The sequence below is a fragment of the uncultured Aquitalea sp. genome, assembly GCF_945957525.1.
GTDB lineage: Bacteria > Pseudomonadota > Gammaproteobacteria > Burkholderiales > Chromobacteriaceae > Aquitalea.
In genome coordinates this window covers 56,255-78,286 of record NZ_CAMFLA010000001.1, presented here as the reverse complement: position 1 = coordinate 78,286, position 22,032 = coordinate 56,255, and the positions used below count along the sequence as shown (strand labels likewise).

Sequence of the window (22,032 nt, the reverse complement as noted above, 5' to 3'; positions counted from 1 at the left end):
TTGACAGGAAAAGACTGACAAAAAACGTCACTTTTTGCCAGCTAGCGACCGATAGCCCTGCCAGCAAAGGCGGCATTTGCCAGTGAAACTGGGCTGGCACGCTTCCTGCTGATAGTGCGGCATGCATACCACGGAGAGGGTCATGCGGGGCAATAAGGGCTTTACTCTGATAGAACTGATGATCGTTGTTGCCATCATCGGCATCTTGGCGGCGATTGCGATACCGTTTTATCAGCAGTACACGATACGTTCAAAAGTAGCCGAGGGTTTGGTTGCAGCTGATGCGGCAAAGTCTGCGATGATGGAGTCTTATGCTGCAACTGGAGCGTGGCCGGCAAACAATACTTCAGCAGGGCTGAATTTAGCTAGTTCGTATGCTACCAAGTATGTGACCGGTTTACAGATTGTGTCCTCGGGTACGGCAAGCGTCATCGTGGTGAATTTTGACAGTACAAGCGTGGCGCCCAATCTGAGCGTTACGCTCCAACCAACGCTAGGCAGCGGCGGCGTACAATGGAATTGCATTGCCAGTGCGCCACAGACGGGTTATTTGCCCACCAGCTGCAGAGGATGATTTAATCTTTTGGCGCAAGCCATAACCAGTAGAAGGGATGTAACGATGAAGAAGCAACTCCAACAAGGTTTCACGCTGATCGAACTGATGATCGTGGTGGCCATTATCGGTATTCTGGCTGCCATCGCGATTCCGGCGTATCAGGATTACACCAAGCGCGCACATGTGACCGAAGGTCTGAGTCTGGCTGCAGCCTCCAAAACTGCCGTAACCGAGTACTACGCATCCAACGGCACTTTCCAGAATTCGCAATCAGCTAACCAAGACAATACCAACGCGGGTAATGGTTTTGGTCTGCCTGCAGCAACAAGTATCGTTGGTAATGCAGTCACTAAGGTGTTCGCTGCCAGTACCGCGTCCAATACAGCGACCATTACTATCACCTACAATTCCAAAGTACTTAGCGGGGCTACTGTTGTACTGGCGGGTACTGCTGGTACCGGTGGCGTGACATGGACGTGTGCAGCTGGTTCGGGCACCAGCATGTCCACCAACTGGTTGCCGGCCAATTGCCGCAGTTAATTAATGTACTTTAAATCGAGGGAGCCTGTGGGCTCCCTTTTTGCTATGCAAAATAAAATACGCGGGTTGAATGGCTGGTGGTTAGGTTTGATGGTTGGCCTACCGTTTTTAAGCTGCTTTCGCTATGCCCCTCTCGGCGACTGGGTAACGGATACGACTTTCGTTTTACTGGCCGGATGCTTCTTGTTGGTGCATTGGCGCAAGCAGCTGGAATTTACCCCTTTTAATATCGCCATCTTGGCTTTCCTGTTGCTGCAGGCTTTGTCTCTTGCGCTGATCAATAACTTTCAGCAAGCGGCCACTTTGCTACTGATGTTTTTCCTGAGCTTGGTCGTGTCGGGGAATCGGTTGAGCATCAGACAGCATCTCCCCGAACTGGCTGCTGCAGTACTATTTTTTGCCTGCCTGCAAGCCTGCATTGGCCTGATTCAATTCCTGCATATGGAGCCTTTGTTCCATGGTTGGGTTGTCTATGTCTCGACCGATTACCATGTAGTGTTCGGCAATTTTGGTCAGCGTAATCTGTTCAGCGACTTCATGATGTGGGGGTGCTTGTCCGCTTGTTACCTAGTGGCGGTCGGTCGCCTGCGTTTTTTCCTGTTTTTCCCATTGGTGGTTTTTTTTGCTCTGATCATGTCATGGTCGGGCTCGCGCACAGTCTTGCTCTATTGTCTGCTAACCGCAGGGGTGATTTTTTACTGGCGTTGGCGGCTGCCAGAGGATGCTTCCTTGCGCCGCTTACGTACTGTATTGCTGATTGCTGTTGTGATTATTTTGTCTGCTCAATTTTTCAATACAGAAATTGTTCACCTTTTGAACAAGTTCGGATTGCCTGTCACTGCCGAAAGCGGTGTAAATCGTTTTTTTGCAGCCGGCTTCGGATTGCGCCGCAGAATAGAATGGGCAAAAGCTTTCGATGCCTTTCTTGCACACCCTTTTCTGGGTTTGGGTTTGTCCGGCTATGCCAGCTACTCAACTGTGGCGGAGGCTTTTGCAGGTTTCGAGAAAGTTCCAGAGGGGGCTCTATTTACGCAGTGCCATAATCTGTTTCTACAATTGTTGGCAGAAACAGGACTCTTGGGCTTGCTGATTGTGGTTGTTGGAATTTTGGCAGCAATGATGCCTCTGTTTCAGAAAAAACATGCCAGCCTAGAGAACGTTTTTCTCTCACTGCTGGCATTGGTGATTCTTTGCCATAGTATGTTGGAGTATCCCCTTTGGTACCTGCCTTTCCTGGGTATGCTGGTGATTGTTTGCTCCCTGGTGCAGCCAATCGGTGCGTCAAAAACCGGAGGGAAAAAATTGTTGTCTTGGCTGTGTCTTTTTATGGCGCTTGGATCGATTTTTTACGCAATTGATGGATTGGAGAAGTTTCGTTTCATCACGCATGATGCGAGGCCGTCAACGTCGGTAGAAAAAAATGAACAGGTGATCAAGAGGCTTGTAAAAATTGCGTCAAATCCACTCTGGACTAATGATGCCAATCTTGTGCTGGTGCCCTTTATTCAGCCGACAAGAGATAATCTTGAGTTGAAGCTTGCATTGTTCGATAGTTTGGTTAGCTATCGTCCTTATTCTGAAGTGCTTGCTAAGTCCGCGATGTTGCATGCGTTGAATGGAGACAAGGAAAAAGCATTACGGTATTTAAAAATCGGGATTGCCAATAATCCCGACGATATCAGGAGCATGGTAATTGTGATGTCTACGGCAAATGAGCCTGCTTATGCGCCGTTGCTTGAGGTCGCGCAAAAAGCCTTGTTTGCATATGCGGCTAAAGGCTTCGATACCGATCCGGGACGGGTCGCCGCCATCATGACAGTTGCCGCACCCGTCACCCGCAAGCCTTTGTTTACGTTCTGACGAAACCCGGCAGCCTTAGGCTGCCGGTGTCCTTTCGGTCACGCATCCGGTATCCTTCCGTTTTCGAATTCGGCTCAACACCATGATGTCCCTGTCTTCATTATCAAGGCGGCTGGCCTTGCTGGCCTGCTGTCTGATCGCATTCGTGCCCTTTGCTTCCCGTGTGCATTACGTGCCCTTGCCGCAATGGTTCGGCGAGATGAATGTGGTGTGGCTGATGCTGGTTGCGGCACTGTGCCTGCTGCTGAACGGACGCCTGTTTGCCGAAGTGCCGCGGGCGGCGTGGTGGTGCCTGGGGCTGGCTGCGCTGTGGGCAGTGCAGCCCTGGTTGGTCAAGGCGCTGTTTCCCGGCATGACTTACGCGGTGGCACTGGCTTGGCTGGCCTTGGGTTTGCTGGCGTGCGTGGCGTGGAGTCTGCAGCGTGATATCGGTCAGGAAGAATTTGCCGTCTGGCTGGCGCGCGCGGTGATTGTCGGTGGTTTGATTCAGTCCTTGATCGGCCTGGCTCAGCTAACCGGACTGGCGTCAACTTTGGGCCTGTTTTACGACGGCTCCCATCCCACTACGAATATCTTTGGTCATATCGGCCAGCGCAATCAGTATGCCCACTATCTGATGTGGTCCATTGTCAGCGGGGTCTATCTGTTTGGCCGCGATCGGCTTGGGCGCGGCGCGCTGATGGCGCTGGTGCTGTGGCTGGGCCTGATGCTGGCCTATGCTGCCTCGCGCACAACATTGTTATATCTGGTGGCCTTGTCTGTATTGGCCGGCTTGTGGCACTGGCGGCTGCGCAGTTTCGAATCACGTCGCATGTTGCTAAGCATGGTGCTGGCGTGCGTGACGATTTTCGTCATCCAGTTTTGCGTGCCTTTGGTGAATCATCTGATCGAGCTGTTTACCCATAGTGCTGTTACCAACACCTCGGGTGTGGCGCGACTGGCGGCGAATGGCGATGACATGGGCTCCCGCCGCATTGCGGAGATGGGCAAGGCCTGGATGGCATTCACGGCGCATCCTTTATGGGGTGTGGGCTGGTCGCAGTACGCGGCGCAGAGCGTGGCGCTGCAGCCGCTGCCGCAGTTTGCTTCCGCCGGTTTCAACAGCGGCTTGTTCACCAATTGCCACAATCTGGTGCTGCAGCTGCTGGTGGAAATGGGTTTGCCGGTAACGCTGCTGGTTTTTGGTGGTTTTGCCTGGGTGATTGTGCCCTTCTTTACGCGCAAGGCGGAGCCGGAAGGTTTGCTGGCGCTGGGTTGCATTTCGGTCACGCTGATCCACAGCATGCTGGAGTACCCGCTGTGGTATCTGTATTTCCTTGCCATGCTGGTAGTGTTCTCTACATTGTCGCCAGTGTATGTCCGCAGTGCAGGCCGCGCAGCGCGGTTGGTGTGGCTGTTGGTGCTGGCGGGCATCGCCTATATGTCGGTGAGTACGTGGTCCACCTACAACGAACTGGTCGGTCTTTACACGCAAACCGGCAATCAAGCCCGCGACGTCAAGCGCGAAGCAAGATTGGCCGAAATCGTTGAACAAAAGCCGTTGTTCGCGTATCACGCCATGTCGACGCTGGATGATTATCTGGTGGCCAGCAAGGATAATTTGCAGGCCAAGCTGGCTTGGGAAGAGCGTCTGACGGCGTTCCGTCCCTACCCGGACGTGATGATGAAGAAAGCGCAGATGCAGGCGCTGGCTGGCCGCGAAGAGGAAGCCAAGCAAACCGTTCGCACCGCCTTGGCTTCGTTCCCGACTTACGCCAAGAACTATCTGGATGATATCGATGAAACGGTGCCGGTCTGGGCGCCGTTGCACGAAGAAGCACAGAAAGTCTATGACAAGCTGCCGGCCAAATACCGGGGCGGCGAAGACGAGTAAGTCGACGATGGCGCAAAAGGAAAGCCCCGCAATGCGGGGCTTTTTTCTTGGGTCTATCGCGGGTCAGGCGTCGATGACAACGCCTTGGCTCAGCGCGGTTTTCATCTTGGTCAGAGCCTTGGCCTCGATCTGGCGAATGCGCTCGGCGGATACACCGAATTCGGCGGCCAGTTCATGCAGCGTCGCACCGCCGTCGTCGGCCAGCCAGCGTGCTTCAACAATGCGGCGACTGCGTGCGTCCAGAGAGGACAGGGCGTATTCCAGACCCTCGGTTTGCAAGTGATCGAAAGCCTTGCGTTCCAGCGCGCGGGTGGGCTCGTTGTGGGCATCGGCCAGCCAGTCGATCGGGGCGTAGCCTTCGTCATCGCCTTCATCGGCCATCAGCGCAATGTCCTGACCGCTCATGCGGGTTTCCATCTCGCGGACTTCTTCCGGCTTGACGCCCAAATCTTCGGCGATCTGACGGGCTTCATTTTCGCTCAGCGCGGAAAAGCTGCTCTTCATGCTGCGCAGATTGAAGAAAAGTTTGCGTTGCGGCTTGGTGGTGGCAATGCGCACCAGACGCCAGTTGCGCAGGATGAATTCGTGGATTTCGGCCTTGATCCAGTGTACGGCGAAAGAAAACAGGCGCACGCCGCGGCCCGGTTCGAAGCGCTTTACCGCCTTCATCAGGCCGATATTGCCTTCCTGGATCAGGTCGGCCTGAGGCAGGCCGTAGCCGGCGTAACCACGGGAGATGGACACCACCACTCGCAGATGCGACAGCACCAGCTGGCGCGCGGCTTCCAGATCGTTGTCGCTCTGGAAACGCGTTGCAAGCTCGGACTCCTGTTCTTGCGTCAGCATGGGTACGCTGTTAACGGCCTGGATGTATTGCTCCAGACTGCCGCTGGAAGACGGGACGGGCAGGGCAAATGTAGTGGTCATCGGTCTAACTACCTCCTTGGGTAGTGCAATCTTAGCACTCGTCTATGGAGAGTGCTAGCAAGAAAAGGTTCCACCGTCAATGAATATTCCTATCACGCTGATAGGGAAATTCTTTAGGCCTTTGCAGACAATGCTGATCATTAAGACAGGAAAAAATGAATGCCGCCTTAAGCTGGGGCGGCATCCTGTTAACAAGTCTTAAGCTGTAGGCGGGGCGCGCCGCCCGGCATGGTGGTTTTCAGCGCGGATGGATCTGGCGCAGATGATGGTCTGCGGCCAGTCGCGCGCCGGTCATGGCCAGCACGGCGGCAATGGCCAGCACCGCCAGCAGCTCCAGCGGCGTCAGCATGCGCAGTTCAACGCGCTCGTTGTAGAGGCGGGCGAATTCCGCAATGGCGGGGTTGGCCGAATAAACCAGCCAGCAAGTCAGCCCCCAGGCGGCCAGGCCGGCCAGTATACCTTGCCACATGGCGTGGTACATGAAAGGACGACGGATGAAACTGTCCGGTGCGCCAATCAGTTTGGAGACTTCGATTTCGTCTCGCCGCGCCAGAATCTGCATGCGGACGGCGTTGTGGGTGACCAGAATCAGCGCGATGCCCAGCGCCGCGCCGACAAACAGCGTCAGTTTCTTGCCCATCTCCACCATGCCATACAGCCGCTTGGCCCAGTTGGCGTCAAACTGCGCGGTTTCCACCATTGGCAAACCCGACAGTTCCTTTTGCAGCATTTCCAGTTCGTGCGGTTCCAGCGACTTGGGCGTCACGATGAAGGCATCCGGCAGAGGGTTGTCGGTAAGTCCCTCCGACAGGCCTTGCAGGCCGTTGCGTTTTTCCAGATCGTTCAGCGCTTGCTGGCGGCCGACAAAACGGAAACTTTGCACCTTTGGGTGTTTGGTCAGGGTGCCGGAAACGGCGGCGAGGTCGGCCTCTTCGGCCGATTGTTCCATGAACAGGGTGATCTGCGGAGTGGCGGTCAGGTGCCCTACCCAGTCTTGCAGGCTGCTGATGGACAAGTAGAGCGAGAGCGGCAGGGCCAGCGCCATGGACAGCATCAGCAGGGTGAGCAGGCTGCCGAAAGGCTGACGCAGGATTTTTCCCAGCGCGGAGCGGGCGCTTTGCCAGTGCAAATAGAAGAAGTGTTTCATGCGGCGAACTGTCCTTCCTTCAACCGGATGATGCGGCGTCCGTAGTCTTCCATCAGGGTTTCGTCGTGGGCGGAAATCACCACGGTGACGCCTACTTGATGGAAGGATTTGAACAACTCCATGATGTCCAGCGCGTAGGCGCGGTCGAGGTTGGCCGAAGGCTCGTCCGCCAGCAGCAGGCTGGGGCGATGCACCACGGCGCGGGCTATGCACAGACGTTGCTGCTCGCCGCCGGACAGATTGATCGGCATGGTTTTTTCGCGGGAAAGCAGCCCCACTTTATCCAGCGCGGCGCGTACCCGGCGCGCGGCGTCGCGGCGATCGAAGCCAATGATGTCCAGCGGCAGCATGACGTTGTCGAACACGCTGCGGTCAAACAGCAGCTTGTGATCCTGAAACACCATACCGATATGCTGGCGAACGTAAGGAATCTGGCTGGCGCGCAGCTTGGTCAGGTTCTGACCGTTGACGATCACGCCGCCATTGGTGGCGCGTTCGATGCCGGCCACCAGTTTGAGCAGGGTGGACTTACCGGCGCCGGAGTGACCGGCGAGGAACACCATCTCGCCGGTATCGATGGTGAAGGAGAGGTTCTTCAGGGCTTCTTTGCCACCGGGGTAACGCTTGGTGACCTGGTCAAACTGAATCATGCGGTGTAATCCCCCTTGGATCCACGATGACCGGCCGCGAGGGGCCGGTCGCGATGACGGGCAGCCGGCGGCTTAGTCGAACAGGGCGTCCACGTAGTCCTTGCAGTTGAAAGGACGCAGATCGTCAATGCTTTCGCCCACGCCGATAAAGCGCAGCGGCACCGGGCGCTGTTTGGCGATGCCGGCAATCACGCCGCCCTTGGCAGTGCCGTCCAGCTTGGTGAGGATGAGGCCGGTGAGGCCCAGCGCGTCATCGAACACTTTTACCTGATTGATGGCGTTCTGACCGATGTTGGCGTCCAGCACCAGAATGATTTCATGCGGCGCGTCCGGCAGGGCTTTCTGGATGACGCGCTTCACCTTCTTGATTTCTTCCATCAGATGCAGCTGGGTCGGCAGTCGGCCGGCGGTATCCGCCAGCACGATGTCGATGCCGCGCGCCATGGCCGCCTGGATGGCGTCATAGCACACTGCGGCTGCATCGCCGCCTTGCTGGGCGATGACGGTCACGTTGTTGCGTTCGCCCCAGGCCAGCAGTTGCTCGCGGGCGGCCGCGCGGAAAGTGTCGCCGGCGGCCAGCAGCACGCTCTTGCCTTGCTGCTGATAATACTTGGCTAGTTTGCCGATGGAGGTGGTTTTGCCCGCGCCGTTGACGCCGGCCATCATGATGACAAAGGGCTTCTTGCCGCTGACATCCAGCGGTTTTTCCAAGGGCTGGATCAACTGGTTGAGTGAGTCCTTCAGTGCGCCTTTCAGCTCGGAAGCGTCTTTCAGGCCACTCAGCGATACGCGCTCGCGCACATCCTTCAGCAGATGCACCGTGGCGTCCACGCCCATGTCGGCCGTAAGCAGTACGGTTTCCAGTTCCTCGTAGAGGTCTTCGTCAATTTTGCCGCCGCCAAACAGGCCTGCCAGCGATTTGCCGAGCTTGTCGCGTGTTTTGGAGAGGCCGGCCTTGAGGCGCTCCGTCCAGCTCAGCTTGCGCGCTGGCTCTTCGGCGGCGGTTGCGGCTGTCGCGGGCTCCTCCGCAAGTGCCGGCAGCGGCGGGACGACAGCTTCCGGCAGGGCGACGGGCGCCTCTGTCTGGGCGTCAATAATAGGTGTCGCGGGCGCGATGTCGGCGGTGCTGTCCTGGGCGGGCGCTTGCGCCTCTTCCTGCTTGGGCTTTTTCTTGAAGAAACTAAACATGCGTGAATGTAGTCAAGGAGGTGCGATAAATGGCTAAATTGTATCCTTAAATGAGCTATTGGGCAGAACCGAGCGTGAACAAAAAAATATTACTGATCGCCGCCGCGTGCGGTGCCGTGTTTTCTCTGGGCGCAACCGCTGCGCCTCAGGAACAAACGTTGGCCAACGGATTCAAGATTGTTGTCGAACGGGATACCCGTTCGCCGGTGGTGGTGTCTCAACTGTGGTACCGCATAGGTAGCGTGGATGAGGTGAACGGGCATACCGGTTTGTCCCATCTGCTGGAACACATGATGTTCAAGGGCACGCCCACCGTTCCGGATGGCGAGTACTCTCGTCGCATCGCGCAGGCTGGCGGCAAGGAAAACGCCTTTACTAGCCGCGACTACACGGTTTATTTCCAGCAACTGGCGGCAAAGCACCTGCCGCTGGCGATGAAGCTCGAAGCAGACCGCATGCGCAACCTTTCTTTCAGCGACGACGCCTTCAGGCGAGAGCTGGAGGTGGTAAAAGAGGAGCGACGCTGGCGCACCGACGACAAGCCCACCGGCGTCCTGTTTGAAGCCCTGTACGCCAATGCCTTCATGGCCAATCCGGTGCGTTATCCGGTGATAGGCTGGATGGACGATCTTGATCACACCAAGCCGGACGATGCGCGCCAGTGGTATCGGCAGTGGTACGCCCCCAACAACGCCACCTTGGTGGTGGTGGGCGATGTGGAGCCGCAGGCCGTGTTTGCCGAAGCGCAGAAGCAATTCGGCGGCTTGCCTGCCGTAGCCTTGCCGGAGCGGAGGCCCCAGCAGGAGCCGGAGCAGAAAGGAATACGCCGCGTCAGCGTTAAAGCGCCGTCGCGGCTGGGCTTTGTCGCCATGGCCTGGCAGGCGCCGAGGCTCAGCCGGATCGACTTGGCCGACCCCTATGGCTACTTCATGCTGGCGGAGGTGCTGAGCGGCGATAGCGCAGGCCGCTTGCCGCGTACGCTGGTGCGAGAGCAGAGCATTGCCCAGTCGGCTTCGGCCAACTATGACGCGCTGGGGCGCGGAGGGGCGCTGTTTACCATCATCGCCAGCCGAGCCGCAGACAAGACCGATACCGCGCTGGAAGCCGCCATCCGCGCACAAGTGGCCCGCATCGCCAAGGACGGCATCGGCGAACAGGAACTGGAGCGCGTGCGACTGCAAATGGACGCGGAAAGGATCTACCAGCGTGATTCGATGTTCGCGCAGGCCATGGAAATCGGCACCCTGGAATCCGTCGGTTTTTCCTGGCGTGATCAAGACACCATGCGGCAGCGCTTGCGCGCGGTAACCCCGGCAGAAGTGCAAAAAGCGGCCGCCGCGCTGATTGACGACCGACTCACCGTAGTCACGCTGACGCCGCAGCCGGTCTCCAGGGATACTCAGAACGATATAAAGGGAGAAAGCTTTGTCCGTTAAAGCATGGTTGGGCGGCGTGCTGTTGGGGTGCGTTGCAGCGCAAGGAGCTTGGGCGCTAGATGTCCAGCGTTGGGTCAGCCCGCAAGGCGCTACCGTGCTGCTGGTGGAGGCGCATGCCAACCCGATTCTGGATGTGCGCGTGGATTTTGACGCTGGCAGCCGACGCGATCCGCAAGGCAAAGAGGGCTTGGCCGGCATGACGGCCGGCTTGCTGGATGCCGGCTCGCCGGGTTGGGATGAGGAAAGGCTGCGCAAGGAGCAAGCCGACATTGCCGCCGAGATCGGCACTTTTGCCGATCAGGAATCCGCCGGCATCCGGGTGCGGACGCTTACGCGGCCGGCGTTGCAGCAACGCGCGCTGGCGTTGGCCAACCGGCTGCTGACAGCGCCGCTCTTCCCGCAAAAGGTGCTGGACCGCGAGAGAGCCAGCGCAATCGAGGGGCTTGAGCAAGCCCTGAACAACGGTGGCTCAGTGGCTGCGCGGGCGCTGGGGCGGCAGATGTACGGTCATCACCCGTATGGCAACGACGATTGGCAGGACGCAAGCTCGCTGAGGCGCATCAGCCGTGAAGATCTGCTGGCATTCTGGCGCGCGCGCTATCAGGCGCAAGGCGCTGTGGTGGCGATTGTCGGCGATATAGACAAAGCCGGCGCGCAGCGCGTGGTGGACAGTCTGCTGCAGGGTTTGCCTAAGGGCGGCGCAGCAGCCTGGCGAGACGTCCCTGTCGTGCCCGAGTCTGCCGGGCGGATCGAGCATATCGCCCACCCCGGGGCGCAGACGCACATCGCCTTGGGTGCGTCGATACTGCGGCGCGAGGATCCAGACTATTACGCGCTGGTGGTTGGCAACTATGTGTTGGGCGGTGGCGGCTTCGACTCGCGACTGATGGAAGAGGTGCGCGCCAAGCGCGGCCTGACCTACGGCGTGTCCAGTCACTTCATACCGCTGGAACAGGCTGGGCCTTTCGCGCTGTCGCTCAGTACGCGCAACGATCAGGCCGCCAGCGCCTTGAAGGTAGTTAGGCAAACCTTGGCGAATTTTGTTGAGCAAGGTCCGACCGAGGCGGAGTTGAAACAGGCCAAAGACAATATTCTCGGCGGCTTTCCCCTGCGCTACGACAGCAACGCCAAGCTTCTGTCCTACCTTTCCGTGATGGGGATATACAGCCTGCCGGACACCTATCTGGACGATTATCAAAAAGCAGTAGCTGAGCTGACTGTGGTCCAGGTGCGTGACGCGTGGCGCCGGCGCATTCACCCGGACAAGCTCGCGCTTGTGACGGCAGGTGCAACACCCGCGGCACCCTGATGACAGTGGGGAGGCGCGGTGCGGCGGAAAAGAGTAGAATCGCGCGCTTGACATATTTGGTTGCAGCATGAGTCAGCAAAGAAACAAAGTACGCATCATCGGCGGCGACTTTCGCCGCCGTCTGCTTCCTTTCCCCGATTCGGAAGGTCTTCGGCCAACGCCAGACCGGGTGAGAGAAACCCTGTTCAACTGGCTCGGCCAGCGCCTGCACGGCAAGCAGTGCCTCGATCTCTTCGCCGGCAGCGGCGCATTGGGGTTCGAGGCGGCCTCGCGCGAGGCCCGCCGGGTGGTGATGGTGGAGAAGTCGCGCAAGGTGGCTGAGTCGCTGAAAGCGAATCAGCGCGATCTGGCCGCCGGCGCCATCGAAGTGCTGGGCATGGACGCCCTGCAGTTCGTGCGCTCCAGTCGCGAACGTTTCGATGTCATCTTCCTGGACCCGCCCTACGACTCGGACTTGCTGCAGCAGGTAATGCCGCTGCTTGAACCCTTGTTGGCCGAAGACGGCCTGGTGTATGTCGAGGCGCGACACTGGCCTGAGGCGTTTCCCGGTTGGAAAACGTTGCGCGCGGGCAAGGCCGGCACTGTTCATTTCGGACTGCTGCAGCCGGATCAGGGCAAAGAGAATCACTGACACACCCTCGCGTCGCCACATATATAGATATAACGGGGCGAACTTGCGACGGCGCGGGGCGGGTGACAGAATCCATACTGTGAAATACTTGAGGAAATTACTATGTCTCTCATGATTACCGACGAATGCATCAACTGCGACGTCTGTGAGCCGGAATGCCCGAACAACGCCATTTCCCAGGGCGAAGAAATCTATCAGATCGACCCGAATCTCTGTACGCAATGCGTGGGTCACTACGACGAACCGCAGTGTCAGCAAGTCTGTCCGGTGGACTGCATCCCGCTGGATCCGTCCCATCCGGAAACCAAAGAACAGCTGCACGAGAAGTATCTGAAGATTTCCGGCAAGGCCTGAAACAGGCTAAGTCCTTGATGGGAAAAGCAACGCCCCGGTTCTGTCGGGGCGTTGTCGTTAGCGGAGCGCGGAAAGCGCAAAAAAAGTAGAAAAAATTGCAGTAGAGGTGTTGACGACCCTGCAGGGTATCTATACTATTCGGGTCTCTTTCAGGAGGGATTCCCGAGCGGTCAAAGGGATCAGACTGTAAATCTGACGGCTCAGCCTTCGAAGGTTCGAATCCTTCTCCCTCCACCAGAATTTTAAACGTCTTGGCGGCGTGTAAGCAGTATCGAGATTATGTCGCAGGCGGGTGTAGCTCAATGGTAGAGCAGAAGCCTTCCAAGCTTACGACGAGGGTTCGATTCCCTTCACCCGCTCCAGCGTTTACGCCTGTTTTAAGGGCCCATGTAGCTCAGGGGTAGAGCACTCCCTTGGTAAGGGAGAGGTCGGCAGTTCAATTCTGCCCATGGGCACCAATCATTATTTAAGTAGTTATTTCAATCAGGAAATTTGCCATGGCTAAGGAAAAGTTCGAGCGGACCAAACCGCACGTAAACGTCGGCACCATCGGTCACGTTGACCATGGTAAGACCACCCTGACCGCTGCTATCACCACCATTCTGTCCAAGAAGTTCGGTGGCGAAGCCAAGGACTACTCCCAGATCGACAGCGCGCCGGAAGAAAAGGCACGTGGTATTACCATTAATACCGCTCACGTAGAATACGAAACCGAAACCCGCCACTACGCTCACGTAGATTGCCCGGGTCACGCCGACTACGTTAAGAACATGATTACCGGTGCTGCCCAGATGGACGGCGCTATTCTGGTGTGCTCCGCAGCTGACGGCCCGATGCCGCAAACTCGCGAACACATCCTGCTGTCCCGTCAGGTTGGCGTGCCGTACATCATCGTTTACCTGAACAAGGCTGACTTGGTTGACGACGCTGAGCTGCTGGAACTGGTTGAAATGGAAGTGCGCGATCTGCTGTCTTCCTACGACTTCCCGGGCGACGACACCCCGATCGTGACTGGCTCCGCTCGTCTGGCGCTGGAAGGCGACCAGTCCGAAATGGGCGAGCCGTCCATCTTCCGTCTGGCTGATGCTCTGGATTCCTACATCCCGACGCCGGAACGCGCCATCGACAAGCCGTTCCTGCTGCCGATCGAAGACGTATTCTCCATCTCCGGTCGCGGCACCGTGGTTACCGGTCGTGTAGAGCGCGGCATCGTGAAGGTTGGTGAAGAACTGGAAATCGTGGGCCTGAAGGCGACTGCGAAGACCACCTGCACCGGCGTTGAAATGTTCCGCAAGCTGCTGGATCAAGGTCAGGCTGGCGACAACGTTGGCGTGCTGCTGCGTGGTACCAAGCGTGAAGACGTTGAGCGTGGTCAGGTTCTGTCCAAGCCGGGTTCCATCACCCCGCACACCAAGTTCAATGCTTCCGTGTACGTGCTGAGCAAGGAAGAAGGCGGTCGTCACACTCCGTTCTTCGCTAACTACCGTCCGCAGTTCTACTTCCGTACGACTGACGTGACTGGTGCTATTTCCCTGGCTGAAGGCGTGGAAATGGTAATGCCTGGCGATAACGTGGAAATCACTGTTGAACTGATCGCTCCGATCGCCATGGAAGAAGGTCTGCGTTTCGCCATCCGTGAAGGTGGTCGTACCGTAGGCGCCGGCGTTGTAGCCAAGATCATCGCTTAATTAATAGGTTTAAAGGCCAGTAGCTCAATTGGTAGAGTATCGGTCTCCAAAACCGAGGGTTGGGGGTTCGAGACCCTCCTGGCCTGCCAATTAAGACCAGCCGGCGCTTTTGCGCCGGTTGGTCTTTTGTCGCATACGCGCAGAGAATATTCCGACCATGGAAATGCAAGATAAAATCAAGCTGGCTTTGGCTGGCCTTCTCGTGGTCGCCGGCATTGTCGGCTTCTATATGATTCCCGAGGGCCAGGGCTTGCTTCGCGCTCTGGCTTTTATCGCCGGCATTGCGCTGGCTGCCGGTGTGGTGTGGGTGTCCCAGCCGGGCAAGAGTTTTGTGGCTTATGCCAATGAGTCTCTGGTTGAGGCGCGTAAGGTTGTATGGCCTACGCGCAAGGAAGCCATGCAGATGACGGGCATGGTGGCTGTATTTGTGCTGGTGCTGGCTCTGTTCATGTGGATGGTGGATTCGGGTCTGGCCTGGCTGTTTTACGATGTAATTCTCGGTCGAGGTAGATAATGGCTAAGCGCTGGTATGTTGTTCACGCCTATTCCGGTTTCGAAAAAAGCGTGCAGAAAGCCCTGCGCGAGCGTATCGAGCGTTCCGAGGTGGCTGACTTGTTTGGCCAGATTCTGGTGCCTGTTGAAGAAGTTGTCGATGTGAAGAATGGCCGCCGCTCCATTACCGAGCGCAAATTCTTCCCTGGCTACGTGCTTGTCGAGATGGAAATGACCGACGATACCTGGCACCTAGTAAAGAGCACGCCCAAGGTAACTGGTTTTGTTGGTGGTACGGCGAATCGTCCTGCTCCGATTTCCAAGAAGGAAGTCGAGGCCATCATGCAGCAAATGCAAGAGGGCGTTGAGAAGCCGAAGCCGAAAGTGCTGTTTGAGGTGGGTGAGCGCGTTCGCGTTATTGATGGTCCGTTCAATGATTTCAACGGTTCCGTCGATGAAGTTAATTACGAGCGCAACAAGCTGCGCGTATCAGTGCAGATTTTTGGTCGCGACACCCCTGTTGAGCTTGAATTCAGTCAGGTGGAAAAGCTGTAATAGCACTTGGCAGTGAAATGTAAAGCGTATATACTGTTGCGCTTTCGTCCGGGGAGCAAGCTTCGTGCTTGCGTCATAACCCATTTCAGGAGTTTTAATCGTGGCAAAGAAAATTGTCGGCTATATCAAGCTGCAAGTGCCCGCTGGTAAGGCCAACCCGTCTCCTCCGATCGGTCCGGCTCTGGGTCAGCGTGGTCTGAACATCATGGAATTCTGCAAGGCGTTCAACGCCCAGACCCAAGGCGTTGAGCCGGGTCTGCCGATTCCGGTTGTGATCACCGCCTATGCGGACAAGTCCTTCACGTTCATCATGAAGACTCCGCCGGCAACCATCCTGCTGAAGAAAGCCGCCGGCATCAAGTCCGGTTCCGCCAAGCCGCATACCGACAAGGTAGGCAAGGTGACCCGCGCGCAGCTGGAAGAAATCGCCAAGACCAAGCAACCCGACCTGACCGCTGCCGACCTGGATGCTGCCGTGCGCACCATCGCTGGTTCTGCTCGCTCCATGGGTCTCGAAGTGGAGGGCGTGTAAATGGCTAAGGTTTCCAAGCGTCTGCAATCCCTGAAGGCTACTGTTGACCGCAACAAGCTTTATGCTGTTGAGGAAGCGCTGAATCTGGTTAAGGCTGCCGCCACCGCCAAGTTTGACGAGTCCATCGACATTGCCGTGAATCTGGGCGTTGATCCGCGTAAATCCGACCAAGTGGTCCGTGGTTCCGTGGTTCTGCCGCGTGGTACCGGCAAGTCCGTGCGCGTTGCTGTGTTCGCTCAAGGCGCCAATGCCGAAGCCGCCAAGGCTGCCGGTGCTGAAGTCGTCGGCTTCGACGATCTGGCCGAGCAAGTGAAGGCCGGCAATCTGGACTTCGACGTTGTTATCGCCTCTCCGGATGCGATGCGCGTTGTGGGTCAGCTGGGTCAAATCCTTGGTCCGCGTGGCCTGATGCCGAACCCGAAGGTTGGCACTGTTACCCCGAACGTTGCCGAGGCTGTGAAAAACGCCAAGGCGGGTCAGGTTCAGTACCGTACCGATAAGGCTGGTATTGTTCACGCTACCTTGGGTCGTGCTTCTTTCGAAGTAGAAGCCCTGCGCGAAAACTTCTCCGCTCTGGTTGATGCCCTGGTGAAAGCCAAGCCGGCAGCTTCCAAGGGTGTGTATCTGAAAAAGATCGCCGTTTCCAGCACCATGGGCATCGGCGCTCGTGTAGATACCAGCTCCATCAGCGCCTAAGGGCTGCTGGAGTTTAGACGGGCGGCGGAAGCCGCCTCGTCAAGGCTTTGGGCTGGCAGGCAACTGCCAGATTGTCAAAGACCGTAGGCGCCGCAAGGCTTAATCGCTGGAGACAGCACCCTACGCAGATGGTGTACCCGAAAGTAGGCTTCTGAAAGAGTTCAGGGCTCATGTAGCTCAGGGGTAGAGCACTCCCTTGGTAAGGGAGAGGTCGGCGGTTCAATTCCGCCCATGAGCACCAGATTCCGTTCTTTACGATGTCTCCTGATACAGGTCGCCGCTGCAAAGCGAAGCAGAAATCATTCTGCTTCATTTCAGTCTAGGAGGTAGACCTTGAGTCTCAATATCGAAGATAAAAAGGCGGTCGTCGCTGAGGTATCTGCCGTATTGGCAGGCGCCCAGACCCTCGTTATCGCTGAATATCGGGGCATCGAGGTTAGCAGCATGACCAAACTCCGCGCTCAGGCGCGTGAGAATGGCGTATTCCTGCGCGTTCTGAAGAACACGCTGGTGCGCCGTGCTGTGGAAGGCACTCAGTTCGCCGGTTTGGCTGACCAAATGGTCGGCCCGCTGGTTTACGCTGTTTCCGCCGACCCGGTAGCTGCTGCCAAGGTGCTGCATCAATTTGCCAAGGCTGACGACAAGATCGTCGTCAAAGCTGGTTCCTACGATGGCAAGGTTCTGAATGCTGCTCAGGTTGCTGAGCTGGCATCCATCCCGAGCCGCGAAGAACTGCTGTCCAAGCTTCTCTATGTTATGCAGGCTCCGGTCGCTGGCTTTGCCCGCGCACTGGCCGCACTGGCAGAGAAGCAAGCCGAAGCCGCTTAACTTATTTGATTCTTATAGAATTCAGGAGATTTTCACATGGCAATCACCAAAGAAGACATCCTCGAGGCCGTTGCTGGTCTGACCGTGATGGAACTGAACGACCTGGTTAAGGCGTTCGAAGAGAAGTTCGGCGTTTCCGCTGCTGCGGTTGCCGTTGCCGGCCCGGCTGCTGGTGGCGCTGCTGCTGCTGAAGAGAAGACCGAGTTTGACGTTGTCCTGACCGCCGCTGGCGACAACAAGGTTAACGTGATCAAGGTTGTACGTGCTATCACCGGCCTGGGCCTGAAGGAAGCCAAGGACATGGTTGACGGCGCTCCGAAGACCGTTAAGGAAGGCGTAGCCAAGGCTGAAGCCGAAGACGTTCTGAAGCAGCTGACTGAAGCCGGTGCCAAGGCTGAAATCAAATAATCTTCTTTGAAAAAAGAGGGTGAGGCTGGCGGAGAAATCCGCCAGCCTTATTGCGCTTGTAGTTGGCCGAAACAAAGATAGTAAAAGCCAGCAATTACCCGGCGTGGCTGCTGACTTTTGATTTCTTGCGCCACTACCACCTCGATGGAGACTCTATGAGTTATTCGTTTACTGAGAAAAAGCGTATTCGTAAGAGTTTTGCGAAACGTGCCAGTGTTCTCGATGTCCCATTCCTGTTGGCGACCCAGATTGATTCCTATGCCGAATTCCTGCAACTGGGTGTACCGCTAGATCAGCGCAAGGATGTTGGTCTGCAAGCCGCATTCAAGTCGATTTTCCCCATCGTCAGCCACAACGGCTATGCGCGACTTGACTTTGCACACTACATTCTTGGCGAGCCGCCGTTCGACGTGCAGGAATGCCAATTGCGCGGCATCACCTACGCTGCTCCGTTGCGTGCCCGTATCCGTCTGACGATCCTCGATAAAGAGTCGTCCAAGCCGGTGGTAAAGGAAGTGCGTGAGAACGAAGTGTACATGGGCGAAATTCCGCTCATGACCACCAATGGTTCTTTCATCATCAACGGTACCGAGCGCGTCATCGTTTCCCAGCTGCACCGCTCGCCGGGCGTTTTCTTCGAGCATGACCGCGGCAAGACCCACTCCTCGGGCAAGCTGCTGTTCTCCGCTCGCGTGATTCCTTATCGCGGTTCCTGGCTCGATTTCGAATTCGATCCGAAGGATCTGCTGTACTTCCGTATTGACCGTCGTCGCAAGATGCCGGTGACTATCCTGCTCAAGGCGCTGGGTTACAGCAATGAGCAGATCCTGTCTGAATTCTACAGCTTCGACACCTTCTATCTGACCAAGACCGGCGTGTTCCTGCGCGTGGTGCCTGAGCGTCTGAAGGGCGAAGTCGCCAAGTTCGATATCGTGTCCGCCGACGGCAAGCTGATTGTCGCCAAGGACAAGCGCATTACCGCCAAGCATATTCGCGATATTCAGACCGCACAGCTGGATCGCATCGAAGTGCCGGCCGACGCGTTGCTTGGCAAGATGCTGTCGCACAATGTGGTCAATGCCGATACCGGTGAAGTGCTGGCTCGCGCCAACGAAGAAATCACCGAAGAGCTGCTGGCCAAGATGGCGCTGGCCGAGATCGATCAAGTGGACGTGCTGTTCACCAATGATCTGGATCAGGGCGCTTATATCTCCCAAACGCTGCGTACCGACGACACCGCTGACCAGACCCAGGCTCGCGTTGCCATCTATCGCATGATGCGCCCCGGCGAACCGCCGACCGAAGACGCGGTGGAAGCGCTGTTCCAGCGTCTGTTCTTCAGCGAAGAAACCTACGATCTGTCGCGCGTAGGCCGCATGAAGTTCAGCTCCCGTACTTATCAGTACAAGTTCGATGATAAGACCCCGGAGTGGTTCCGCTCCCTGATCGGCGACAAATTCGCCGGCCGTCGCGAAGTGACCGACGGCACGCTGTCCACCGAGGACATCGTATCCGTGATCGCCATTCTCACTGAGCTGCGCAACGGTCGCGGCGAAGTGGACGACATCGACCATCTGGGCAACCGTCGCGTGCGCTCCGTGGGCGAACTGGCCGAGAACCAGTTCCGTGCGGGTCTGGTGCGTGTCGAGCGTGCCGTGAAGGAACGCCTGAATCAGGCTGAATCCGACAACTTGATGCCGCATGACCTGATCAACGCCAAGCCTGTTTCGGCGGCGATCAAGGAATTCTTCGGCTCCAGCCAGTTGTCCCAGTTCATGGACCAGACCAACCCGCTGTCGGAGATCACGCATAAGCGTCGCGTATCCGCACTCGGCCCGGGCGGTCTGACTCGCGAACGCGCCGGCTTTGAAGTCCGCGACGTACACCCGACCCATTACGGCCGCGTGTGCCCGATCGAAACGCCTGAAGGTCCGAACATTGGTCTGATCAACTCGCTGTCCGTGTATGCCCGCACCAATGAGTTCGGCTTCCTGGAAACACCGTATCGCAAGGTGGTGGACAGCAAGGTGACCAACGAGATCGATTATCTGTCGGCCATCGAAGAAGGCCGCTACGTGATCGCTCAGGCCAACGCCGAGTTGGCCGAAGACGGTTCGCTGATCGACGAGCTGGTTACCTGCCGTGAAAAGGGTGAAACCATTCTGGCAACGCCGGATCGCGTTCAGTACATGGACGTGGCCACCGGCCAGGTGGTGTCGGTAGCGGCTTCGCTGATTCCGTTCCTTGAGCATGACGACGCCAACCGTGCCTTGATGGGCGCCAACATGCAGCGTCAGGCCGTGCCGTGCCTGCGTCCGGAAAAGCCGCTGGTCGGTACCGGTATCGAGCGCTCCGTAGCTGTCGACTCCGGCACTACCGTAGTGGCTCGTCGCGGCGGCGTGGTGGATTACGTCGACGCCGGCCGTGTCGTGGTGCGCGTGAACGACGAGGAAGCGGTTGCAGGCGAAGTGGGTGTTGATATTTACAACCTCACCAAGTTCACCCGTTCCAACCAGAACACCAACATCAACCAGCGTCCTGTGGTGAAGGTAGGCGACAAGATCGCTCGCGGCGACGTGGTGGCCGATGGCGCCTCCACCGATCTGGGCGAACTGGCGCTGGGTCAGAACATGACCATCGCCTTCATGCCGTGGAATGGCTACAACTACGAAGACTCGATTCTCATCTCCGAGAAACTGGTTGCCGAAGACCGTTACACCTCGATCCATATCGAAGAACTGTCTGTAGTGTCCCGCGACACCAAGCTGGGACCGGAAGAAATCACTCGTGATATTCCGAACCTGTCCGAGCGCATGGCCGGTCGTCTGGACGAATCCGGCATCGTGTACATCGGCGCCGAAGTCGAAGCGGGCGATGTGCTGGTGGGCAAGGTAACGCCGAAGGGCGAAACCCAGCTGACGCCGGAAGAAAAGCTGCTGCGCGCCATCTTTGGCGAGAAGGCGTCCGACGTGAAGGACACCTCGCTGCGCGTGCCTACCGGCACCGTTGGTACCGTGATCGACGTGCAAGTGTTCACCCGCGAAGGCATCGAGCGCGACAAGCGTGCCCAGTCCATCATTGATGCGGAACTGAAGCGCTACCGTCTCGACCTGAACGACCAGCTGCGCATTTTCGAAAACGATGCCTTCAGCCGTATCGAGCGTCTGGTCGTGGGCAAGGCCGCCAATGGTGGTCCGAAGCGTTTGGCCAAGGGCACCGTGATCGACAGCGAGTACCTGGAAAGTCTACCGGTCAAGCACGATTGGTTCGACATCCGCATGGCGGACGAAGACATCGCCAAGCAACTGGAACTGATCAAGGAAAGCCTGGTACAGAAGCGCGAAGAATTCGATCTCAAGTTCGAAGACAAGAAGCGCAAGCTGACTCAGGGCGACGAACTGCCCCCGGGCGTGCAGAAGATGGTCAAGGTCTACCTGGCTGTTAAGCGCCGTCTGCAGGCGGGTGACAAGATGGCTGGTCGTCACGGTAACAAGGGTGTGGTATCCCGCATTCTGCCAATCGAAGACATGCCCTACATGGGCGATGGCCGTCCGGTCGACATCGTGCTGAACCCGCTGGGCGTACCGTCGCGTATGAACATCGGTCAGATTCTGGAAGTGCACCTGGGTTGGGCTGCCAAGGGTATCGGCGAACGTGTCGATCGCATGCTCAAGGAGCAGCGCGCCGCGGCCGATCTGCGCGAATACCTGGAAAAGATCTACAACCAGACCGGCAAGGCGGAAGACATCGCCGGCCTGTCCGATGATGAGATCCGTTCGCTGGCCGGCAACCTCAGCAAAGGCATGCCGTTTGCTACGCCGGTATTCGATGGCGCCAAGGAACCGGAAATCAAGCTGATGCTGGATCTGGCTTACCCGGATGCCGACCCGCTGACCGACACGATGGGCTTCAACGAGTCCAAGACCCAGATGACCCTGTACGATGGCCGCTCCGGCGAAGCTTTCGACCGCAAGGTGACTGTGGGTGTAATGCACTACCTGAAGCTGCATCACCTGGTCGACGACAAGATGCACGCTCGTTCCACCGGCCCGTACTCCCTGGTTACCCAGCAGCCGCTGGGTGGTAAGGCGCAGTTCGGCGGCCAGCGTTTCGGTGAGATGGAAGTGTGGGCGCTGGAAGCTTACGGCGCCGCCTACACCCTGCAAGAAATGCTGACTGTGAAGTCTGACGACGTGACCGGCCGTACCAAGGTTTACGAAAACATCGTCAAGGGCGAGCACAAGATCGACGCCGGCATGCCGGAATCCTTCAACGTGCTGGTGAAGGAAATCCGCTCGCTCGGCCTGGACATCGACCTGGAACGTTATTGATAGAGCGGCGCGGCGCGGTCATTTCACCGCG

Annotated in this window: 20 protein-coding genes and 5 tRNA genes; 21 read left to right on the top strand and 4 right to left on the bottom strand. The window is 57.4% G+C overall.

What is annotated here, in order from left to right:
* Positions 1–142: 142 nt before the first annotated feature.
* From Q0P52_RS00440 to Q0P52_RS00425, 4 genes are all read left to right on the top strand, one after another.
* Positions 143–574 carry a pilin gene (locus Q0P52_RS00440; protein WP_293766071.1) on the top strand — a complete coding sequence of 144 codons (432 nt, stop codon included), beginning with the start codon at positions 143–145 and terminating at the stop codon, positions 572–574.
* Positions 575–619: 45 nt separating this feature from the next.
* Complete coding sequence (locus tag Q0P52_RS00435) at positions 620–1,096, top strand: pilin (RefSeq protein ID WP_293766072.1); 477 nt, start codon at positions 620–622, stop codon at positions 1,094–1,096.
* Between the two features lie 3 nt (positions 1,097–1,099).
* Positions 1,100–2,956 carry an O-antigen ligase family protein gene (locus Q0P52_RS00430; RefSeq protein WP_293766073.1) on the top strand — a complete coding sequence of 619 codons (1,857 nt, stop codon included), beginning with the start codon at positions 1,100–1,102 and terminating at the stop codon, positions 2,954–2,956.
* Positions 2,957–3,038: 82 nt separating this feature from the next.
* Positions 3,039–4,829, top strand: a complete 1,791-nt coding sequence (locus Q0P52_RS00425) for a Wzy polymerase domain-containing protein (RefSeq protein ID WP_293766074.1) — start codon at positions 3,039–3,041, stop codon at positions 4,827–4,829.
* Between the two features lie 63 nt (positions 4,830–4,892).
* On the opposite strand, the gene rpoH is transcribed toward Q0P52_RS00425, so the two are convergent.
* The 4 genes from rpoH to ftsY form a co-directional block, all read right to left on the bottom strand.
* Complete coding sequence (rpoH, locus tag Q0P52_RS00420; RefSeq protein WP_293766075.1) at positions 4,893–5,756, bottom strand: RNA polymerase sigma factor RpoH; 864 nt, start codon at positions 5,754–5,756, stop codon at positions 4,893–4,895.
* Between the two features lie 238 nt (positions 5,757–5,994).
* Entirely contained in the window at positions 5,995–6,903 is a 909-nt protein-coding gene (ftsX, locus tag Q0P52_RS00415) for a permease-like cell division protein FtsX (RefSeq protein WP_293766076.1), read from the bottom strand.
* On the bottom strand, positions 6,900–7,553 hold the full coding sequence (gene ftsE / locus Q0P52_RS00410) for a cell division ATP-binding protein FtsE (RefSeq protein ID WP_293766077.1): 654 nt from the start codon (positions 7,551–7,553) through the stop codon (positions 6,900–6,902). The genes ftsX and ftsE overlap by 4 nt, the downstream gene beginning before the upstream one ends.
* Before the next feature lie 72 nt (positions 7,554–7,625).
* A complete protein-coding gene (ftsY, locus tag Q0P52_RS00405) occupies positions 7,626–8,741 on the bottom strand; it encodes a signal recognition particle-docking protein FtsY (RefSeq protein ID WP_293766078.1) in 1,116 nt (371 codons plus the stop codon).
* 74 nt (positions 8,742–8,815) lie between these two features.
* On the opposite strand from ftsY, the gene Q0P52_RS00400 reads away from it, so the two are divergent.
* From Q0P52_RS00400 to rpoB, 17 genes are all read left to right on the top strand, one after another.
* Positions 8,816–10,177, top strand: a complete 1,362-nt coding sequence (locus Q0P52_RS00400) for a pitrilysin family protein (RefSeq protein WP_293813631.1) — start codon at positions 8,816–8,818, stop codon at positions 10,175–10,177.
* Positions 10,167–11,486, top strand: a complete 1,320-nt coding sequence (locus Q0P52_RS00395; RefSeq protein ID WP_293766080.1) for a pitrilysin family protein — start codon at positions 10,167–10,169, stop codon at positions 11,484–11,486. Before Q0P52_RS00400 ends, Q0P52_RS00395 begins: the two co-directional genes overlap by 11 nt.
* A 67-nt stretch (positions 11,487–11,553) precedes the next feature.
* Positions 11,554–12,117: a 16S rRNA (guanine(966)-N(2))-methyltransferase RsmD gene (rsmD, locus tag Q0P52_RS00390; protein WP_293766081.1), complete on the top strand. Its 564-nt coding sequence runs from the start codon at positions 11,554–11,556 to the stop codon at positions 12,115–12,117.
* A gap of 102 nt (positions 12,118–12,219) precedes the next feature.
* Positions 12,220–12,471, top strand: a complete 252-nt coding sequence (locus tag Q0P52_RS00385) for a YfhL family 4Fe-4S dicluster ferredoxin (protein ID WP_293766082.1) — start codon at positions 12,220–12,222, stop codon at positions 12,469–12,471.
* Positions 12,472–12,623: 152 nt separating this feature from the next.
* Positions 12,624–12,708, top strand: a tRNA-Tyr gene (locus Q0P52_RS00380).
* Positions 12,709–12,759: 51 nt separating this feature from the next.
* A tRNA-Gly gene (locus Q0P52_RS00375) sits at positions 12,760–12,833 on the top strand.
* Positions 12,834–12,854: 21 nt separating this feature from the next.
* Positions 12,855–12,929, top strand: a tRNA-Thr gene (locus tag Q0P52_RS00370).
* Between the two features lie 39 nt (positions 12,930–12,968).
* The gene (tuf, locus tag Q0P52_RS00365; RefSeq protein ID WP_293766083.1) at positions 12,969–14,159 is read left to right on the top strand and encodes an elongation factor Tu; all 1,191 of its coding nucleotides are present in this window, start codon (positions 12,969–12,971) and stop codon (positions 14,157–14,159) included.
* Positions 14,160–14,172: 13 nt separating this feature from the next.
* Positions 14,173–14,248 (top strand) — tRNA-Trp (locus tag Q0P52_RS00360).
* 68 nt (positions 14,249–14,316) lie between these two features.
* A complete protein-coding gene (secE, locus tag Q0P52_RS00355; protein ID WP_293813630.1) occupies positions 14,317–14,673 on the top strand; it encodes a preprotein translocase subunit SecE in 357 nt (118 codons plus the stop codon).
* Entirely contained in the window at positions 14,673–15,206 is a 534-nt protein-coding gene (gene nusG / locus Q0P52_RS00350) for a transcription termination/antitermination protein NusG (protein WP_293813629.1), read from the top strand. Before secE ends, nusG begins: the two co-directional genes overlap by 1 nt.
* Before the next feature lie 100 nt (positions 15,207–15,306).
* Entirely contained in the window at positions 15,307–15,738 is a 432-nt protein-coding gene (rplK, locus tag Q0P52_RS00345) for a 50S ribosomal protein L11 (RefSeq protein ID WP_293813628.1), read from the top strand.
* Entirely contained in the window at positions 15,739–16,434 is a 696-nt protein-coding gene (rplA, locus tag Q0P52_RS00340; protein ID WP_293813627.1) for a 50S ribosomal protein L1, read from the top strand.
* A gap of 166 nt (positions 16,435–16,600) precedes the next feature.
* Positions 16,601–16,675 (top strand) — tRNA-Thr (locus tag Q0P52_RS00335).
* A gap of 92 nt (positions 16,676–16,767) precedes the next feature.
* The gene (gene rplJ, locus Q0P52_RS00330) at positions 16,768–17,262 is read left to right on the top strand and encodes a 50S ribosomal protein L10 (protein ID WP_293813626.1); all 495 of its coding nucleotides are present in this window, start codon (positions 16,768–16,770) and stop codon (positions 17,260–17,262) included.
* A 36-nt stretch (positions 17,263–17,298) separates the two neighbouring features.
* Positions 17,299–17,670: a 50S ribosomal protein L7/L12 gene (gene rplL, locus Q0P52_RS00325; RefSeq protein ID WP_293813625.1), complete on the top strand. Its 372-nt coding sequence runs from the start codon at positions 17,299–17,301 to the stop codon at positions 17,668–17,670.
* Between the two features lie 155 nt (positions 17,671–17,825).
* Positions 17,826–22,001 (top strand): DNA-directed RNA polymerase subunit beta, encoded by a 4,176-nt coding sequence (gene rpoB / locus Q0P52_RS00320; RefSeq protein ID WP_293813624.1) that lies wholly within the window; start codon positions 17,826–17,828, stop codon positions 21,999–22,001.
* Positions 22,002–22,032: the final 31 nt, after the last annotated feature.

What these genes read in the sequence shown, in the direction of transcription:
- Q0P52_RS00440 (WP_293766071.1), top strand. Translation starts at nt 143, where the DNA reads ATGCGGGGCAATAAGGGCTTTACTCTGATAGAACTGATGATCGTTGTT.
- Q0P52_RS00435 (WP_293766072.1), top strand. Translation starts at nt 620, where the DNA reads ATGAAGAAGCAACTCCAACAAGGTTTCACGCTGATCGAACTGATGATC.
- Q0P52_RS00430 (WP_293766073.1), top strand. Translation starts at nt 1,100, where the DNA reads ATGTACTTTAAATCGAGGGAGCCTGTGGGCTCCCTTTTTGCTATGCAA.
- Q0P52_RS00425 (WP_293766074.1), top strand. Translation starts at nt 3,039, where the DNA reads ATGATGTCCCTGTCTTCATTATCAAGGCGGCTGGCCTTGCTGGCCTGC.
- rpoH (WP_293766075.1), bottom strand. Translation starts at nt 5,756, where the DNA reads ATGACCACTACATTTGCCCTGCCCGTCCCGTCTTCCAGCGGCAGTCTG.
- ftsX (WP_293766076.1), bottom strand. Translation starts at nt 6,903, where the DNA reads ATGAAACACTTCTTCTATTTGCACTGGCAAAGCGCCCGCTCCGCGCTG.
- ftsE (WP_293766077.1), bottom strand. Translation starts at nt 7,553, where the DNA reads ATGATTCAGTTTGACCAGGTCACCAAGCGTTACCCCGGTGGCAAAGAA.
- ftsY (WP_293766078.1), bottom strand. Translation starts at nt 8,741, where the DNA reads ATGTTTAGTTTCTTCAAGAAAAAGCCCAAGCAGGAAGAGGCGCAAGCG.
- rsmD (WP_293766081.1), top strand. Translation starts at nt 11,554, where the DNA reads ATGAGTCAGCAAAGAAACAAAGTACGCATCATCGGCGGCGACTTTCGC.
- Q0P52_RS00385 (WP_293766082.1), top strand. Translation starts at nt 12,220, where the DNA reads ATGTCTCTCATGATTACCGACGAATGCATCAACTGCGACGTCTGTGAG.
- tuf (WP_293766083.1), top strand. Translation starts at nt 12,969, where the DNA reads ATGGCTAAGGAAAAGTTCGAGCGGACCAAACCGCACGTAAACGTCGGC.
- secE (WP_293813630.1), top strand. Translation starts at nt 14,317, where the DNA reads ATGGAAATGCAAGATAAAATCAAGCTGGCTTTGGCTGGCCTTCTCGTG.
- nusG (WP_293813629.1), top strand. Translation starts at nt 14,673, where the DNA reads ATGGCTAAGCGCTGGTATGTTGTTCACGCCTATTCCGGTTTCGAAAAA.
- rplA (WP_293813627.1), top strand. Translation starts at nt 15,739, where the DNA reads ATGGCTAAGGTTTCCAAGCGTCTGCAATCCCTGAAGGCTACTGTTGAC.
- rplL (WP_293813625.1), top strand. Translation starts at nt 17,299, where the DNA reads ATGGCAATCACCAAAGAAGACATCCTCGAGGCCGTTGCTGGTCTGACC.
- rpoB (WP_293813624.1), top strand. Translation starts at nt 17,826, where the DNA reads ATGAGTTATTCGTTTACTGAGAAAAAGCGTATTCGTAAGAGTTTTGCG.